General features: G+C 60.1%; 22 protein-coding genes and 2 pseudogenes. 23 read left to right on the forward strand and 1 reads right to left on the reverse strand.

Features of this window, described 5'->3' with window-relative positions; translation table 11 throughout:
• Positions 1-25: 25 nt before the first annotated feature.
• The 9 genes and pseudogenes from LOZ77_RS01710 to LOZ77_RS01750 form a co-directional block, all read left to right on the forward strand.
• Positions 26-538, forward strand: a pseudogene (locus LOZ77_RS01710) (IS3 family transposase); the annotation flags it as partial.
• A gap of 134 nt (positions 539-672) precedes the next feature.
• Positions 673-981 (forward strand): hypothetical protein, encoded by a 309-nt coding sequence (locus tag LOZ77_RS01715; RefSeq protein WP_066766899.1) that lies wholly within the window; start codon positions 673-675, stop codon positions 979-981.
• Positions 982-1,247: 266 nt separating this feature from the next.
• Complete coding sequence (locus LOZ77_RS01720; protein WP_230280503.1) at positions 1,248-1,667, forward strand: hypothetical protein; 420 nt, start codon at positions 1,248-1,250, stop codon at positions 1,665-1,667.
• A 14-nt stretch (positions 1,668-1,681) separates the two neighbouring features.
• Positions 1,682-2,335 carry a hypothetical protein gene (locus tag LOZ77_RS01725; protein ID WP_230280504.1) on the forward strand — a complete coding sequence of 218 codons (654 nt, stop codon included), beginning with the start codon at positions 1,682-1,684 and terminating at the stop codon, positions 2,333-2,335.
• A gap of 12 nt (positions 2,336-2,347) precedes the next feature.
• Positions 2,348-2,896 (forward strand): thermonuclease family protein, encoded by a 549-nt coding sequence (locus tag LOZ77_RS01730; RefSeq protein WP_230280505.1) that lies wholly within the window; start codon positions 2,348-2,350, stop codon positions 2,894-2,896.
• 114 nt (positions 2,897-3,010) lie between these two features.
• Positions 3,011-3,756, forward strand: a pseudogene (locus LOZ77_RS01735) (IS5 family transposase).
• A 538-nt stretch (positions 3,757-4,294) separates the two neighbouring features.
• Positions 4,295-4,459, forward strand: a complete 165-nt coding sequence (locus LOZ77_RS01740) for a hypothetical protein (protein ID WP_230280506.1) — start codon at positions 4,295-4,297, stop codon at positions 4,457-4,459.
• Positions 4,460-4,563: 104 nt separating this feature from the next.
• Positions 4,564-5,001, forward strand: coding sequence for a hypothetical protein (locus tag LOZ77_RS01745; protein WP_230280507.1), 438 nt, complete (start codon positions 4,564-4,566; stop codon positions 4,999-5,001).
• Positions 5,002-5,079: 78 nt separating this feature from the next.
• On the forward strand, positions 5,080-6,429 hold the full coding sequence (locus LOZ77_RS01750) for an IS1380 family transposase (RefSeq protein WP_169749280.1): 1,350 nt from the start codon (positions 5,080-5,082) through the stop codon (positions 6,427-6,429).
• A 168-nt stretch (positions 6,430-6,597) separates the two neighbouring features.
• Here LOZ77_RS01750 and LOZ77_RS01755 read toward each other — a convergent pair whose 3' ends face one another.
• Complete coding sequence (locus LOZ77_RS01755; RefSeq protein ID WP_230280508.1) at positions 6,598-7,584, reverse strand: UDP-glucuronic acid decarboxylase family protein; 987 nt, start codon at positions 7,582-7,584, stop codon at positions 6,598-6,600.
• A 166-nt stretch (positions 7,585-7,750) separates the two neighbouring features.
• Here LOZ77_RS01755 and LOZ77_RS01760 point away from each other — a divergent pair.
• The 14 genes from LOZ77_RS01760 to istB all read left to right on the forward strand — a co-directional run bounded on the left by LOZ77_RS01760 (position 7,751) and on the right by istB (position 16,839).
• Positions 7,751-8,697 (forward strand): IS630 family transposase gene (locus tag LOZ77_RS01760; protein WP_230279141.1). Its coding sequence is split into 2 segments (ribosomal slippage): positions 7,751-8,087 and positions 8,087-8,697, totalling 948 coding nucleotides; the frame shifts between segments, so codons are not numbered across the junction.
• A 60-nt stretch (positions 8,698-8,757) separates the two neighbouring features.
• A complete protein-coding gene (locus tag LOZ77_RS01765; protein WP_230280509.1) occupies positions 8,758-9,117 on the forward strand; it encodes a hypothetical protein in 360 nt (119 codons plus the stop codon).
• A 151-nt stretch (positions 9,118-9,268) separates the two neighbouring features.
• Entirely contained in the window at positions 9,269-9,898 is a 630-nt protein-coding gene (locus LOZ77_RS01770; protein WP_230280510.1) for a hypothetical protein, read from the forward strand.
• A gap of 2 nt (positions 9,899-9,900) precedes the next feature.
• Complete coding sequence (locus tag LOZ77_RS01775) at positions 9,901-10,137, forward strand: hypothetical protein (protein WP_230280511.1); 237 nt, start codon at positions 9,901-9,903, stop codon at positions 10,135-10,137.
• Positions 10,138-10,182: 45 nt separating this feature from the next.
• A complete protein-coding gene (locus tag LOZ77_RS01780; protein ID WP_230280512.1) occupies positions 10,183-10,497 on the forward strand; it encodes a hypothetical protein in 315 nt (104 codons plus the stop codon).
• A gap of 90 nt (positions 10,498-10,587) precedes the next feature.
• The gene (locus LOZ77_RS01785) at positions 10,588-11,493 is read left to right on the forward strand and encodes a hypothetical protein (RefSeq protein WP_230280513.1); all 906 of its coding nucleotides are present in this window, start codon (positions 10,588-10,590) and stop codon (positions 11,491-11,493) included.
• Positions 11,494-11,691: 198 nt separating this feature from the next.
• Positions 11,692-12,324, forward strand: a complete 633-nt coding sequence (locus tag LOZ77_RS01790; protein ID WP_230280514.1) for a hypothetical protein — start codon at positions 11,692-11,694, stop codon at positions 12,322-12,324.
• A 29-nt stretch (positions 12,325-12,353) separates the two neighbouring features.
• Positions 12,354-12,863 carry a hypothetical protein gene (locus LOZ77_RS01795; RefSeq protein ID WP_230280515.1) on the forward strand — a complete coding sequence of 170 codons (510 nt, stop codon included), beginning with the start codon at positions 12,354-12,356 and terminating at the stop codon, positions 12,861-12,863.
• A 46-nt stretch (positions 12,864-12,909) separates the two neighbouring features.
• A complete protein-coding gene (locus LOZ77_RS01800; RefSeq protein ID WP_230280516.1) occupies positions 12,910-13,308 on the forward strand; it encodes a hypothetical protein in 399 nt (132 codons plus the stop codon).
• A gap of 50 nt (positions 13,309-13,358) precedes the next feature.
• Positions 13,359-13,601 (forward strand): hypothetical protein, encoded by a 243-nt coding sequence (locus LOZ77_RS01805; protein ID WP_230280517.1) that lies wholly within the window; start codon positions 13,359-13,361, stop codon positions 13,599-13,601.
• A gap of 5 nt (positions 13,602-13,606) precedes the next feature.
• Complete coding sequence (locus tag LOZ77_RS01810) at positions 13,607-14,200, forward strand: hypothetical protein (protein ID WP_230280518.1); 594 nt, start codon at positions 13,607-13,609, stop codon at positions 14,198-14,200.
• A 73-nt stretch (positions 14,201-14,273) separates the two neighbouring features.
• Positions 14,274-14,525, forward strand: coding sequence for a hypothetical protein (locus LOZ77_RS01815; protein ID WP_230280519.1), 252 nt, complete (start codon positions 14,274-14,276; stop codon positions 14,523-14,525).
• A 59-nt stretch (positions 14,526-14,584) separates the two neighbouring features.
• Positions 14,585-16,075, forward strand: coding sequence for an IS21 family transposase (gene istA, locus LOZ77_RS01820; RefSeq protein WP_081261070.1), 1,491 nt, complete (start codon positions 14,585-14,587; stop codon positions 16,073-16,075).
• On the forward strand, positions 16,072-16,839 hold the full coding sequence (istB, locus tag LOZ77_RS01825; RefSeq protein WP_048578302.1) for an IS21-like element helper ATPase IstB: 768 nt from the start codon (positions 16,072-16,074) through the stop codon (positions 16,837-16,839). Before istA ends, istB begins: the two co-directional genes overlap by 4 nt.
• Positions 16,840-16,912 lie beyond the last annotated feature (73 nt).

Consider the following 16,912-nt stretch of genomic DNA (forward strand, 5'->3'; position numbering starts at 1 on the left):
TATTTGACCTTTGGCCACTTCGTTCCGCCAGGGATGCAAAGTGAGATACGCGTTCGTTGCCGAGCATCGCACGCTGTTCCCGGTGCGCGCGATGTGCCGGTGTCTGCGCATCCAGCCCAGCGGCTTCTACGCCTGGTTGAAGAACCCGTTGAGCAGACGGGCGAAGGAAGATGCTCGGCAGACCGAGCTGCTCCGGCAGGCATGGGAAGACAGCGGCAAGGTCTATGGCTATCGCAAGCTGCATGACGACCTGCTCGATCAGGGCGAGACTTGCTGCCCGAACCGCGTGGCGCGTCTCGCCAGTCTGGCGGGTATTAAAGCGAGGATCGGCTACAAGCGCAGGCCGGGCAGCTATGGTGGCAAGCCATCCAGGGTGGTCGACAATACGCTGGCCCGCCAGTTCGATGTCGCGGCACCCGACAAGACATGGGTGACCGACATCACCTACATCAGGACGCAGGAGGGCTTTGCCTATCTGGCGGTGGTGATCGACCTTTACTCCCGCCGAGTGGTGGGCTGGTCGATGCAGAACCGCCAGATGATCCAGACCTGGCGATCAAGGCAGGCAGACACCTATGCGAGGAATTGCTCGAACCCCTTCAAGACCATTGGGGCAGGATTGCGATCCGGTCTGCGTATCGCTCGTGTGAGGTAAATGGCTTTTGCAATGCGATGCAGCGCAAGAAGAAGGCCGGCTACACCTGTGCTTCGAACGAGAGCAATTTCGCGGGGCACATCTGGGATCGCCTCGATGTGAACGGACACATGGGGGCGATGGCTTGTGAGGTCGTTCCCAGTTTCTGGGCCAATCACCAAGAGCAAGGCGATTGGCAGATACTCGCTCGATGGATCCACGAGCACCTCCCTTACTCAACGCTCTATTTCTTTCCGACCTATTGGGCATTCAATATCGGCTGGCATGAAAGCCCCAAAAAGAGCATCAAGAGCTACGCAGAGCCTGCCGGAACATTCACTCCCTGACGGAGAAGCAAATCAAGATTCGAGTCCCAAAAAAGGCATCGAACCAATGCATTAGACGGTTTTTGCGGGCCTTTTGCGGGCCTTTGCCTCAGACCGAATTGCTTAAGTATCTGAATATAAATCGGAAAAGAGCTCGAATGTGATGCCTCTTCTGGACCTACTCAATTCTCGGCGGTCTTGCGCTAATCACAGGCGGCCTCCTAATCTCAAATCATTTAATGCGGGCTTATGGAAAGCGCGCGAGGATCAAGAAGATCACCGCGCAAATGGACCATTTCCTCGAACAGATCGAGGGGCTCTCGGAAGCAGTCGGCGCCTCCGGCACGCCGGCCCCGATCGTTGACCAGAGCCCTTATCGGATCATCACCGCAGACCGTGATGCCGATCTTCGATTGAGCCTCTTCAGCCGGGACGGATCGATAAGCTGGCCGCTGATTCTAGATGGAAGCTTTCATATCGAGGGCGATACCCTTCCCGACCTTCAAAGCTTTGCACATGCAGTGCTTGTCGATGGCAAGGAAGGCCTTTTCATCGAGCACGACGGCAGTCAAACAGGCATGATCGGATATGGGCTGAAGGGCCCCAATGCGGCTGGCTATCAGTTGGAGCCCAAGCTCGCCGAAGCTATCGGCATCGAAGCCAATGGGGGTGTAACCCTGAAATCCCTGGTCAGGTCGAACACCTGATCAGAGGGAAAAAGATGGACCAGCCGCTTCACCAACTCGTCATCATCGAACTCAACAAGATGCGGTCCGGCCCTGGCTTCTCCGATCGTCAGCGAGCACTCTACGATTTCGCCATCTACATTCGTGACGCTTACCCGCTCTTTACGGGCCGAGAAGCGATGAAGATCGACAATCTCGTCGCTCACGCGATCTACACCGATCTCGATGCCGCGCCCCAAGTGCTGCACGAAACGGCCTGGCACATGCTCCAGAGCGCTATCGGCCTGCGAAACGAAATCGCGGACGCCAGAACAGATGGATCGATGTCGGCCTTGCGCGCGGCAACCGTCGCCTATGTCGAGAAGCGCCAGCGCGGCATCGACATGGAAGGGGAAGAAGCGGGCCGCATCATCAACGCTCTCGTCAAGCAATCGGCCGAACGGCATCCGCGCCTTGGGCTTTCCTACGGTTATATCGGGAACATCTGGCATGCTCCCTACAAGGATGATCGCAGCTTCCGCGTCTTCACCAAGGTGAGAGCTGCCAATGCACCGAACAGCAGCATCAGCTTTGGCGCGCACTCGATCGAAAACCTCGGCCACCTTGCAATCATGGCTGAAAAAGAATTCCAAGAATGGTGCGCCCACCTTCAGGAGCGGCTGGACGCCGGGGAACTGAGAGCGATCTGAGGCGAGTTAGGCTTGCTGAAAGGAAAATCGATGCTCGCGCATGTGAACCCTGCTTGGCTGATTGCCGCAATCCTGCTCGTAGCAGTCCTGCTGCGAACATGGTGGGTCCGCCGTCACTACGTCGCCGTTTCCTCTTCTGCCATCGACTGGAACGACGGTGACACGATTTACTACACCTCGTCCGGTCGCCGGAGCGTCAAAATCCGTTGTAGTGGGTTCGATGCTCCCGAAATGGATCAAGCGCACGGAAGAGCGGCACGCGATTTCTTGCGCGATCGTATCAATGCTGCTGGCGGCATCAGCCTCCTCCCGCGCGAAGTCGACCGCTTTGGCCGGATCGTCGCAGATGTTCGCTTGGGCATGGACGGGAAGGGCGGCGATCTCGCTTCCCTGATGATCCGCAGCGGCTGGGCGCATTCCTACCAGGAGCGCGCTATTGATCGCTTCATTGGAACGCTGCCAGCTCGCATTCTGGGTCGTGGCCTCTGGAAGAACAGTCTCTTCGGCCTTCGAGTTACAAGGCCTTCCACTCACCGCTACAAAAAAGCGTATTGGGGCTGATTTTTCCTAGGTTTCGTGGACAAAGCTTGACTGTGGACTCGGACCTTGATTCAAGGCTGGCTTTTGGAGGCAGCCTTGGGCGAGCGGATTGGCGTTACGGACGAAGAGTGGGAAGTGATCGGGCCGCTGCTGCCACCTGAGCGGGGTCGTGGCTGCCGTCCGGCGCAGGACAACCGCCCCTATTTCGAAGGCATGATGTGGATCGCGCGGACCGGAGCGCAGTGGCGTCACCTGCCGGATGAGTATGGCAAGTGGAACAGCGTTTTCCGGCGCTATCGACGATGGGTTACGACCGGCGTGTTCGATGCCATGCTGGAGACGCTGGCGGAACTGGCGGGGCGCGACACAGCCGCCGACATGATCGATAGCACCGTGGTCCGGGCACATCATTGTGCCGTCGGCATAAAAAGGGGACTCAGCAAACCGAGGCGCTTGGCCGATCGCGCGGCGGCTTCACCACCAAGCTCCACGCAAGGTGCGATGCCAGAGGCTTGCCCCTCGGCTTCGTGCTGACACCGGGGCAAGCGCACGATGTGCAGGGCTTCGCACCGCTGTTCCGCATGATAACTGACCGGATCGAGGCCTTCCTGGCTGATCGGGGATACGATGCCGATGCGATCCGCGAAGAGATTGAGGCGGCGGGCGTCGAGGCGGTGATCCCGGCCAAGGCGGGCCGGCGTAATCCCGCCGCGCATGATCGCGCGAAATACAAGTGGCGCAACCTGATCGAGCGACTGTTCAATAAACTCAAGAACTGGCGACGCGTTGCGACCCGCTACGACAAAACCAAGGAATCCTATCTCGGCTTCGTCGCGCTCGCCTCAGTCAAACTCTGGATACCCTTTGTCCACGAAACCTAGAACCACGCTTTGTGCCAGCACTGCTTCATCCTAAAATGTGAGCAGGTCTTTGAAATCCCCACCAACAGGCGGTCCCCTCATTTCCGCTTGGCCGTGTTCAAGACCTTGGCTCGGCTTCGGCGCTCTTTCTAGTCCTTTGGGCGACGGGCCGAGCCAAGCAATCCTACTTCTGGACTGCCCGGCGTTTATGCTTCTTCGCCTGGCAAGCCCGCCCACCTCAAACAACTCGGGGACAAGACCGGGCTGCCTCTGACCAGCGAGTCCACGACCATGTAGCTTTCACGCTTGGTCACGGGGTCGTATTGTGCAGCAGGACGAACGGGTTAGCGAAGAACAGGCGCCTATCGGGCTATTCTGTACCCGATGTGCGAACCATGCTGGCGAACTCGACGCAGGCGGGCTCCTGTTCTGTGACGTGCTGGACCTTTGCGAGATCTGGATGTGCGAGGAATGTCTCAACGCACCCAGTGCAAAATCCAGCTTCAGGTTTTCCTGATCGATCCGCGAAGCGGGCAAATTCGATCGAAGGAATGGAAAAATGGCCAACCCGAAGAAGAAAGAACTGCGTCAGCCCGAAGCCATGCGCAATCCCATGCGCGCACAGCTTTTCGACCCCAGCTGCCGTGCCTCGCGCCGCACTGTCGAACGCAACCGCAAGGCTTACACCCGCAAGGTGAAGCACCGGGACGGCGCGCTCTATTGAGCGCGCCCATTCCAGAACTTAACGAGGACCAGTATGCACCCCTTCTTTCAGATCTCCGTGGCGCTCGCATTTGTCGCAACAATTACGTCGGTAGCAGAACCGGCATGAAGCTGAGCGCAATTGCCGTCGTGGCAGGGGCCGCCCTCATCCTCGCTGGATGCGAGATGGGTTCGGACCCCGAGGGGCCCAACGAGGCATTCCTCGTTCTGCGTGCTGACGACGGGGCCATTCGAGACTTCTATCTCGGCGGCTACGACACGATGTCCGAGTGCCATGATATCCTTGCCTACGAGATCGAGACCGCGGAACAGGATCGCAACAGCGAGTTCTGGACCAATCCCGACTTCACATACGGAGGCTACCCCTCGGACGGTTGGACCAGGAACGTCATCGTTGAAGCCAAGTGCGTCGATCGCAAGGGCACTAAGCTTGGCGACAATCCCTTAGGTAAATCGGGACTGGGGCAGGGTGGCTTAGGAAAGTCTGGCCTAGCCCGTCTTATTCACGGGGTTGGCTACGAAGGGTTGGCGGGAGTGGCATAAGCCTCTGATCTGAATTAGGAACTGGGTGTCTACACCGGCCCTGCTGCAGGGCAGAAAATGCCACAGGCCACACCCGCCATGAACGACGATATCGCAAGCCCCTTCCGATTCCCAGCGGTCGACCGCAAGAAAGTCACAGCCGCGTTCGACGGTGGTCGGCTCACTTCGGACGGCGGCGTTCTGTTGCTGTCGCAGGCCGAGCGCGCGATGGGTATCTGCCAGCGGCTTGCGACTTGCATTGCCGATCCGCGCGATCCTGCGCGGGTGATCCATCGCCTCGACGACATCCTGCGTGCCCGCGTGTTCGCGATCGCCTGCGGCTATGAGGATGCCGACGATCTCGATGCCCTGCGCGACGATCCGGGCTTCCGCCTGGCCCTGGGCAAGCTGCCGGGATCGGGCGCGGGGCTGGCCAGCCAACCGACGATGAGCCGGTGGGAGAATGCACCGATCACGCGCGAGTTGGCGAAGATGCTGGCCGCGATGATCGACATCTACTGCGCCAGCTATCCGGCCCCGCCGGCGGCGGTGACGCTGGATATCGATGATACCTGCGATGTCGTCCATGGCTATCAGCAGTTGTCGTTCTGGAATGGTCATCATGGCGAGCGTTGCTTCCTGCCGATCCATGTCTACGACACCGCCACTGGCCGGCCGGTGGCGATGCTGCTGCGCACCGGCAAGACACCGTCTGGTGTTGAAGCTGCCGGTCACATCCGGCGCCTCGTGCGCCACATCCGCCGGCAATGGCCCGAAACGCACATCACCATCCGCGGCGACGGGCACTATGGGCGGCCCGAGGTCATGGCCGTCTGCGAGGGTTGCGGCGTCGACTACGTGTTCGGCCTGCCGACCAACGCCGTGCTACGCGCCGATCCCGAAATCGTCGTTGCCGCCGATGCCTGTGCGGTCAAACGCGCTCAGCGCCAGTACCCGGTCCTGCGCACCTATGCCGAGACCCGCTACGGGGCCAAAAGCTGGAAGTGCCAGCGCCGCGTCGTCGCCCGGATCGAGGCCAGTACGATGGGCATGGACATCCGCTATGTCGTCACTTCGCTGACCGAAGGCTCGGCCGAGCACATCTATGATACGCTCTACTGCGCGCGCGGTCAGGCCGAAAACCTGATCAAGCTGCACAAGACCCAGCTGGCCAGCGATCGCACCTCGTGCCGCTCTCCCAACGCCAATCAGATGCGCCTCATCCTGCACACCGCCGCATACTGGCTCCTGTGGCGCATTCAGCAGGAAATCCCCAAGGCAGCCTCGCTCGCGACCGCCGAGTTCGCAACGTTGCGCCTCAGGCTGCTCAAGGTCGCTGCCCGCGTCATTGAGAGCGCCACTCGCATCCGTGTCGCCTTCGCGTCAGCCTGTCCCGATGCCTCCGTTTTGAAAGCCATCGCCACCAATCTCAGGCCTGCACCTACTTAGGCGGTGCGGCTGTGCCGCCGAACTCCGAGCTCCATTCCATCAACCTCGAAAAGCCCATTGATCCTGACGCGGTGAAAAATGCCGTCGAAGACGCTCGCCCGGACTACGCCGCCAACGTCAGATCAAGGCCCATCCACTTCGCTGCTGCGGCCTCATGAATAAACCGGGTTAATGCGCCTTGCGAGCCGGCTGGGCCATTGCAGTCCGAAAATATTCGAACGTCCGCAGAAGTCCGCCATGCAGCGGAATTGCCGGTTCCCAGCCCAGTTCTCCTTTGGCCAGGCTGATATCCGGGCGCCGACGCTGCGGATCGTCGGGCGCGGCAGGCAGGCAATTGATCGCGGTGTCCACGCCGCCGTACTCCAACACCAATTCGGCCAGTTCGCGGATCGTGAATTCGCCCGGATTGCCCAGATTGATCGGCCCGGTTCCGGCAGTATCGGAGCGCATGAAGGCGAGAAATCCGGCGATCAGATCATCGACATAACAGAATGATCGGGTCTGCTCTCCGTCACCATAAATCTCGAGCGGCTGTCCATTGAGGGCCTTCACGATAAAATTCGAGACAACGCGGCCGTCGTCCGGGTCCATGCGCGGACCATAGGTATTGAAGATACGCACCACCCTGATCTCGACACCGAAGCAGCGGTGGTAATCGAAGCATAGCGCCTCGGCAGCCCGCTTGCCTTCGTCATAACACGCGCGCGGACCGACCGTGTTCACGCAGCCCCTATAGCCCTCGTGCTGGGGATGCATCTCGGGATCGCCATAGACCTCGCTGGTCGACGCCTGAAAGAAACGCGCTCGGCTGGTTCTCGCGACATCCAGCAGATTGCGGGTTCCCACAACGCTGGTCATCATCGTGTGGACAGGGTTCGCCTGGTAACGTGGCGGCGACGCCGGGCAGGCGAGGTTCCAGACCTCGTCGACTTCCATTTCGGGAAGCGGATCGCAAACGTCATGCTCAATGAAGGAAAACTTCGGATTGCCGACAAGATGCTGAATGTTCTGGAACCGTCCTGACAACAAATTGTCCAAGCAGAAAACTTCGAGCCCCTGCTCGATAAGGCGGTCGCACAGGTGGCTACCAAGAAAACCGGCACCACCAGCAACCAAAGCACGATTCTTGACGACTCGCATCACCCGCACCCCCACGATTTGAGTGTAGCCTGGGTTAAAAACCAGACTGCGGCGACCCGACTGGAAACTTACGTCACGAATTTACATTAGAGCGGTTTTCGACCGATTTGAATCGATGAGGGATTCCCACCAGGTGTGATTTCTGATTCAGAATCCGTGCTGGTGAAGGAGGCCAGCATGGATGGGCCAACCTCTTTCGATGGATTTGCGTTCTCGGCTTCTGGCGGCAGTGGATGGCGGTATGAGTTGCCGCGCTGCTGCGGCCCGGTTTGGCGTTGCGCCTTCGACGGCGATCCGCTGGCGGGTGCAGCGGCGCGAGACGGGCGCCTTCGCGCCGAAGCCGCAGGGTGGCGACATGCGATCTCGCCGGGTCGAAGAGCGTGCGGGGGACATCCTCGCCATCTGGGAAGAGCGCAAGGACATCTCGCTTGAGGAACTTCGCCTGGCGCTGACCGAAGTTGGCCTGACCGTCTCCGTGGCCGGGCTGCATCGCTTCTTCGCGCGCAGGGGGATAACGCGCAAAAAAAGACTGGCCATGCAATCGAGCAGGACCGGCCCGACGTCCTGAAGCAGCGCCGGGAATGGTTCGAGAGCCAGATCGATCTGGAACCCGAACGCCTCGTGTTCATCGACGAGACGTGGACCGCCACCAACATGACCCGCAGCCATGGCCGCTGCCCGAAAGGCGAACGGCTGCGGATGGGTTTCCCGCACGGCCACCGCAAGACCACGACGCTCGTCGCCGGTCTACGCTTGACCGGCATGGTCGCGCCGATGGTGCTGGACGGTCCGATCAATGGCGACTGGTTCGAAGCCTATGTCACTCAGGTGCTCATTCCCGAACTGCGTCCCGGCGACATCGTCGTCATGGACAACCTGTCGAGCCACAAACGTGCGGCGGTGCGGGAAAAGATCGAGGCGGCAGGCGCGACACTGCGCTTCCTCCCGCCCTACAGCCCGGACTTCAATCCGATCGAGAAGGCCTTCTCACGCCTCAAGGCCATGCTCCGCAAAATCGGCGAGCGAACCGTCAGTGGCCTCTGGGACCTGATCGGCAAACTCGTCGATATCTTCCAGCCCGGCGAATGCGCCAACTACTTCAGCTCGTGCGGTTATGACCCGGAATGATCGAAAACCGCTCTAGCCAGCCCAATCGCGTATGCCCGCGAGGTGTCGCTTCGCTGTGACATGGATCCCACGGTCTTTTCATCAGGAAGGCCTGAGCATGATCGTGCCGTGAACTCGGATACCTCGCGCGGAGTGAGGCACTACCTTATCGACGAAGATAGCAGCCAGGTCTGGATCGTCGCCAACGGACGCAAGCGGAATTATTGCGATCCGAATGAGCAGTGCCATGTCCAGTTTTCGAAGTCGGTCATCTCCGGAAGAAAGGATGCCGATGGCTACGACAGTGGCTTTCGAATTGATCGCGTGACCGGGGATCTTACCGAAACCCTGAATACCCGCGATCAAAAAGGTAACTGGCTAGCCACCCTCGATCTCTCTGGTCAATGCACGCCAGATACCGAACTAAGACCCAGATTTTGATCGCAAATCCAACCTGATCGATCAAAACCCAGTCAAATAAATCGCTACCCCGCAAACCCACGGTTTTGCGGGGTTTTTCGCGTCCCGGGAAGCGCAGAACGCCATTCGATGGGCAATCCAATCAAATAGACAACGTCGAAGGAAAACAGCGATGCCTTTCGGAACCGAATACACACCCCTGATCGCCCGCGTCGCACGCAACAAGAAACGTCCTGAGCAGGTCGTAGGTTTCATCAAGTTCGGCGACCGCGAACAGCTCTGCTTCTTTGAACGAAACAGCGAGCAGCCCAAGGCTGGCACCGAAGTCGAGGTGATGATTACGGGCCCGGTCCATCCCTATGAGGATGGCGGCTACCCTGACACTGAAACCCTGAAGGGCCTGCGCGTCAGGGCCGTCGACCAGGCCCAGCACGTCCTTGTCGCCATTGACGGCTTCGAGATGGCCGGCAGCATGTGCCGCAACCTCGCCATGGGCGCGCTGACGCTCGGCTTAGGCGAGATGAACGTCACTCTCGCCAAGCAGATGTCCGAGCCCACCAAGGGCCTCATCCCCGTCTCGCCGGGTCGCACCGGCGCTCGCTTCGCCGACAACGTCAATCCCCGCTTCTATGGCCGCGAGTATGCAGCGCCGGTGCCGACCAACGTCTGGATCGAACGCAATCCGGCGAACGGCTTGCCGGTCAAGCAGCCTGGCGGCACTTGCCGCGCAATCGGCCTGACGCGCATCGAAGATCTCGAATGCGCTCATCTCGTCGAGCGCCAGTTGAAGCGGGCGGCCTGACCATGGCCACCCGCTACGGCCCCGAAGTCGGGTTCTTCCAGAACGCATGGAACAACCCGCCAGCGCCCTTCAATCCGCTGTTCGACCCTGGTGCGACAGCGCGCCGCGCCAAGGTGACCTCAAGCATGGAGGCAGATGGCTTCTACAAGAGCCACACCCGCGAGGAGTGCAAGGCTGAATGGCATCGCCGATACAACGCTGCCCTCAGCGATGAGAAGGCCACGCATAAGAGCGAATGAGACGAGCCCTTTGGGCGAGAGAAAAATCAAACAAGGACGATCATCATGCAGAACGCTCTGACCATCATCGACTTCGCCCAGCTCGCTACCAAGACCAACGGCGCCGATGTCATCGTCATCGAATGCGTCAATGGCGGTTCTGACTCGCGCTTCTCGCGCAACTTCCCATCGATCGAGAACGCCTGCGACCTCGGCGATGGTCCGCTGGCCCTTGCTCCCGCCAGCAAGGAAGAGGCACTCTCCACCTTCGACAAGATCGTTGCCGACTACCAGGCCGCCGGCGGCGAACTGCTCAATTCGACGATCCTTCACATCTCGGCAGGAGAGATCGTGAACCGGTTCGAGCCAAGCTACTTCTGATCGGTCACGGTCGGAATTTTTGGGCCCGATCCTCTTCCATCCTAAAATCTCCAGGGCGCTGGACCTCCAGTACCCGACAGGAGCCTTAGAATGACCGATATTTCAGAATCCAGCATCGACGCTGAAGCTGAAGCTCAAGCTCAAGCCGAACTCGATGCCAAGTTGACCCATCCGGATTCCGTCTGGAACGTCGTTTACGCCGCGGTCGACGAGGTCAACGAACGGTACCGGCTCCCCAAGCATTACGCGCTTCGCGCGCAATACGAGCCCGGAGAAGTATGGGTCGCGTGGGGCAATCCGCGCCAAGCTCCGAACGGCCATAGGACCATCCTTTGGCGGCCCGAAATCGAGACAGACGAAGAGATGAAGGCCCGTCTTCGCCGTGAAGTCGATCGCACCGGTCTCATGGCAGCTCTGATTGTCGGCCGAGACCAGGAACTGCGCAACCAGGGCATCGACCCAGCCGATTGCCCGATCTGGGCGAGGGCAGGGACGCCCATGCTCAAGCTGCTCGTCGAACGCATTCTCGAACGCGGCGACGATCTCCACCTGATCGAGCGAGGCGCGATCATGCATCCCCTCAACTTCGTCAGGGTAGCTGACCGATGCCAGTATTTTTTCAGCTGGTGGCATGACGTCGAAGGCTTCGTCATTCCCTCGCCTCAGAACGAGCTCGTGCGATCCGGCATCGTCGGGGCGCCGCTCGAGAAGATCATCGATAATGGCGGTGAGATAAGCTTCGGCCCCATCATCGAAGTCAAATCGGTCAGCATCGGGGACACCGACCTTTCACTCGATCGCCCAGACGACCCGGACGATGAAGAAGACGAGTTTGGCCAGTGGCACCTCAAGGCCGCTCTTTCCGGCCTGGTGCGCTTTGCAGAGCCGCCTGAGGGCATCGAACCCGATCCCGTCAAGGCATGGCTGGCCCTAACCGAAACCGCCAAGCCAGCGCCCATGCAGTTCAAGTCGGGCCCGGAACCTCTTCGGCTTTGAGACATCAAGGATATTGACCATGCCTCATCTCTATCTTGGCGACAGCCGCTGGCGCCAAGGACGCGGCTTTCGCCGCTTCCGCCACAGCGAGATGCTGCCCGGCCGCCGGTCTTGGGCCGACTGGTTCGCCACGCGTTCCAGGGTCAACCAAGCCGAAAAAAGGCGCGCTAGGACCGCCACGACCTAAAGGGAATTCCCGTGCGCTATCGCTGCCTCATCCTTACTGCTGCATGTGCTATTGCGGCATGCGATAACACAAGCGAACCCCCGGCGCCTGCCGAAACACATCCCACGCCAGCCGCCAAGCCGATTGGCCTTGAGTGGGAACAAGGTCCCGACGGCAGCCAGGTCCATCTCCTAGGCGATATTGCCATCAAATGCTGGCCGGATAGCCCCTACCAGCGATGCGTTCAGATCATTGGCTTCAGCATCGACGATGATCTTAAGAGCAGTCCCACCAGTGGCCCCGGACAGGTCAGCATTACCTACGCCCACTTCGACGGCTTGCCGCTGGACTATATTGCGCCTGCCAATGAGCGCGCGGTGAAGGTGAAGCTCATCTGCAAGAGCCTCGCTAACAATCGCTTCCACGAGGATCGCCGAAGCGAGATCCTGACGATCCGCGGCAATGAAGCTGAGCGCAATGAGATTGCCGCAGCCTCTTCCCGGCCATGGACCAGGCAGTATATCGAGACATTCGCCAACAAGAACTCGCCGGGACAGCCAAGCCCTTGGTTCGACTGCCTCGAGATCGCTTCCATCATTCACGAAGAAGGCCTGAGGGTCGCTCTAACCGATCGCATTTCAGCCGACATGGTCGGGCTCGACTAAGCCTGATCCAGCTGAGACAAAGGAAAATCATGCATCACGTCTTTGCCGCCACCGAGGTCTTCCCTGTCACTATCCGTTTCTCGAACGGGGCTACGCTCACCTGCAAGGTCCCCGAAGATGATCGCGACCGCATTCTCGTGATGGCATCAAAAAAGCTCGAAGACCGCCGCCAATTCATTGTCGTCGAGACCGTTGAATCGCTGATCGCCATCAACACCCATGGCATCGGTTCGGTCTCATGCGCCCGAGATGGCGAAGTCCCCACGATGGTCAGCCCAGAACATGCCCCAATGTGCCATCTTCTGATGACCAGCGGACAGTCGGTCGAACTCGACATCATCCAGGATGTCATCACCGAAGAGAACATCGACGAGTGCGGCGACCTCGAATATCTCCTCCAAATGCTGGAGGAGAGCCCCGACTTCGAAGATGCGATCAACATCAAGGGAGCGGTCAACGACCATGCTCTGACAGCGGACCAGATCATGACGCTCAGCTTCGCTCGCGATCTGGTGAACAAAGTCGTCATCAACGACTGAGGAGGGACTTTTGCTTCGAATAGCTGCTTTGACCATTACCGCGGCGATGAGCCTTTCCAGCATATCGCCCCTGCGGGCGCAGGAAATGGTCTCGGTCGACCGCATCAACGCCTGCGTCATGCTCGAGCAGCAATGGATCGCGACAGAGAAGGAATTTGCCTACCAGCACGTCCTTCGCCTCGCAGGCCGTGTACCTGACGACGATGATGGCGAAATGCTGATCCTCATGGGCCAAGCCTCGCAGATAATCGATCTTCTCGGCCATCATGATTGCGACTGGTATCCCGATCATGCCTTGCGCGACGATGCCTACCACTATGCAGCGAGCGCATGCATTGAGGCACGGAACGGGCGGGTCGATCCCGATGCTCCGCCCGTTGAACAACTCTGCGACCGCGGGCAATGGGAAGACAATCTAAGCGAACCTGGCTACCCGAGGTTCTGACGTAATTTCGTCGATCCCTGGAATCGAACTGATCGAAGGGAACGGAAAAAATGGTCATCACCCTCTTCCACGACGCTGGCGACGACACCTACGCTTTCGCTACCGAAGGCGATTTTTATCCCACTATCGAAAGCCTGGGCTTCAGCCCGGCCGTGTGTGGCCAACGCATTTCCATTGAAGCCGTCGAAGCTCGGTCGACTACCGCCAGCGGCGGCAAGCTCGACCATTTCCAGCTCTTCACGTTCCTGGACGCAGCCAAGGCGGCTGGCGCCAAGAAGGTGGGCTGGTACTAAGACTGATGGCTGCCCATCCTATCCAATCCAGCGAAGAGAGCGGGGACCTCGTCCTCCCGCTCTTGCGCCTGGACAATCAGTCACTCGCCCACGCCCTTCAAGCCATCGGCATCCCGGTCACATTTTGCCTTGATGCCGAAGGCTTTCTTGAAGACGTGCGGATCGAAGCTGGCGGTCTTCGGTGCAAGCCCGATGCTGATCCAGCAAACATCCTTCATGAAGCTGGCCACCTTGCCATATTGCCGCCCGTTCTGCGCTCACGTGCCAATGACGATCTTGGCGAGATCGTCGAGGCCCTTGAGGAACTCTACGAGGCCAAGGCCAACGATCCCGAATGGATCGACAGTCCCCTCATGCAAGCAACCCTCCAGATTTCCGATCCTGAAGCCACAGCCTGGGCCTTCGCGTTCGGCACCGCCTGCGGTTACTCGCCTGACCAGATCATCCAAGACGATCAGTACGACGGGGAAGGCGATGGCGTCCGATTCATGCTGGTCCAAAACCAGTACCTCGGAGTCCATGGCCTACGGGCTGCAGGCTTCATCGATCGCGTCAGCCAGTACCCACATCTGAAGATGTGGACGCAGGACGCGGCCTAACCGCTCCTGCATGAAAGGCTGACAAGCAGCCTATCATGGCACCCAATGCGCAATCCCCAAGAGGGCAGGGCTGGTGAGCTACCAGCTGAAGGAAAACCGCATCATGCAACTCGATCCGCGCATCATCATGCACATCCCGGCTGACGAACCGTTTTACGATCGCCAGCTGCGCGCCGAGAATATCGAAGATATCTGGCTGCATAAATCCGGAGGGCAGCACCTCGTATTTCTGACCGAAAACGAGATCGCTTACCTTCCCAATGAGAACGGCGGTGCAAAATTAGACCACGGTAGCGGCGGCGAAGTGCTGCTGCGGGCGGCGTAAAAGTCGTCCACTTTTTCCCTTTTCGCGATGCTGGCGAGGAGGGATGAGGGATTTACACCGTGGAACTTTACCTGAAGGTTCGTCTTGCCTGCGCGGGCGGCATGAGCGCCCGGGCGGCAGCGAAGCATTTCAACATATCGCGCGACACGGTCCGCAAGATGCTGTCGTATTCCGAGCCGCCCGGTTACCGTCGCAGCGCCCCGGTGCGGCGACCGAAGCTGGAAGCGTTCATACCGATCATCGACGGCTGGCTGGATGGGGACCGGTCGGTCCCGCGCAAGCAGCGCCATACGGCGAAGCGTGTGTTCGATCGCCTTCGCGAAGAGCATGGCTTCACCGGAGGCTACACGATCATCAAGGATTACATCCGGGATCGGGATCAGCGCAGCCGGGAGATGTTCGTGCCGCTGGCACACGCACCCGGCCATGGGCAGGCAGATTTTGGAGAAGCTCTGGTCGAGATCGGCGGGGTGGAGCAGAAGGCGCACTTCTTCGTGCTCGATCTGCCGCACAGCGACGCCTGCTACGTACGCGCCTATCCGGCTGCCGTTGCCGAGGCCTGGATGGACGGCCATGTCCACGCCTTTGCGTTCTTCGGCGCGGTGCCGCTGTCGATCGTCTACGACAACGACCGCTGCCTGGTCTCGAAGATCCTGCCTGACGGGACGCGGCTGCGCGCGAGGCTGTTCAGCGCCTTCCTGTCGCACTACCTGATCCGTGATCGTTACGGCCGCCCCGGCAAGGGTAACGATAAGGGCGGCGTTGAAGGCCTTGTCGGCTATTGCCGGCGCAACTTCATGGTGCCGATCCCCCGGTTCCCGACATGGGAGGCGTTCAACCTGTGGCTCGAGGAGCAATGCCGCAAACGGCAGAACGACCGGCTGCGGGGCGAGAGTGAGACGATTGGCGAGAGGCTGCGGCGCGATCTGGCGGCGATGCAGGAACTGCCGGCTTCCCCCTTCGAGGCCTGTGACCAGACCAGCGGCCAGGTCTCATCGCAGGCGCTGGTGCGTTACCGGACCAACGATTACTCGGTGCCGGTGCGCTTCGGCCACCAGGAGGTGTGGATCAGGGGCTATGTCGACGAGGTGGTGATCGGTTGCCGGGGCGAGATCATTGCCCGCCATGTGCGCAGCTACGAGCGCGAGGATGTGATCTTCGATCCGATCCATTACCTTCCCCTGATCGAACAGAAGATCAATGCCCTCGATCAGGCCGCACCATTGCAGGGCTGGGACCTGCCCGAGGTATTTACAACGCTGCGCCGGCTGATGGAGACGCGCATGGGCAAGCATGGCCGGCGCGAATATGTGCAGGTACTGCGCCTGCTGGAGAGCTTCGCTCTGGCCGATCTGCATGGCGCGGTGAAGCAGGCCCTTGATATGGGCGCGATCGGCTTCGATGCGGTGAAGCATCTCCTGTTATGCCGGGTGGAGCGCCGCCCGCCCCGACTGGACATGGCGATCTATCCCTACCTGCCCAGGGCCAGAGTGGAGACAACATCGGCGCGCTCGTACATGCGGCTGTTGACCGGCGGAGCAGCGGCATGAGCAGCCAAGCTCCCGAACTGCTGCTCGCCAGCCACCTCAAGACGCTCAAGCTGCCAACCTTCCTGCGCGAGCATGACAAGCTGGCCCGGCAATGCGCAGCAGAGGGCGTAGATCATGTCCGCTACCTTGCTCGGCTTGTCGAACTGGAACTGATCGACCGGGAACGCCGGATGGTCGAGCGCCGGATCAAGGCCGCGCGGTTCCCGGCCGCCAAGAGCCTCGACAGCTTCGACTTTGCCGCCATTCCGAAGCTCAACAAGATGCAGGTGCTCGAACTGGCGCGTTGTGACTGGATTACCCGTCGCGAGAACGTCATCGCCCTTGGCCCGTCGGGGACCGGCAAGACCCATGTCGCGATCGGTCTTGGCCTGGCGGCCTGCCAGAAGGGCCTGACGGTCGGGTTCATCACTGCTTCCGCGCTGGTCAGCGAGATGATGGAGGCACGCGACGAACGCCGCCTACTGCGCTTACACAAGCAGATGACCGGCTATAAGCTTCTCATCATCGATGAGCTGGGGTTCGTGCCCCTCTCCAAAACCGGCGCGGAACTGCTGTTCGAGCTGATCTCACAGCGCTACGAACGCGGCTCGACGCTGATCACCAGCAACCTGCCGTTCGACGAATGGACCGAGACGTTCGGTTCCGAGCGCCTGACAGGCGCGCTCCTCGACCGGCTCACCCACCACGTCAGCATCCTCGAGATGAACGGCGAGAGCTATCGCCTGGCCCAGAGCCAGGCACGCAAAGCACGTCCCAACCCCTGACAGAAACGGCAATCCGGGTGTTGGCGACCCCCGCTCGGGCTACGCCCTCCCGGCGCTCGCCAACACCCGGATC

The sequence above is a fragment of the Croceicoccus sp. Ery15 genome, assembly GCF_020985305.1.
GTDB lineage: Bacteria > Pseudomonadota > Alphaproteobacteria > Sphingomonadales > Sphingomonadaceae > Croceicoccus.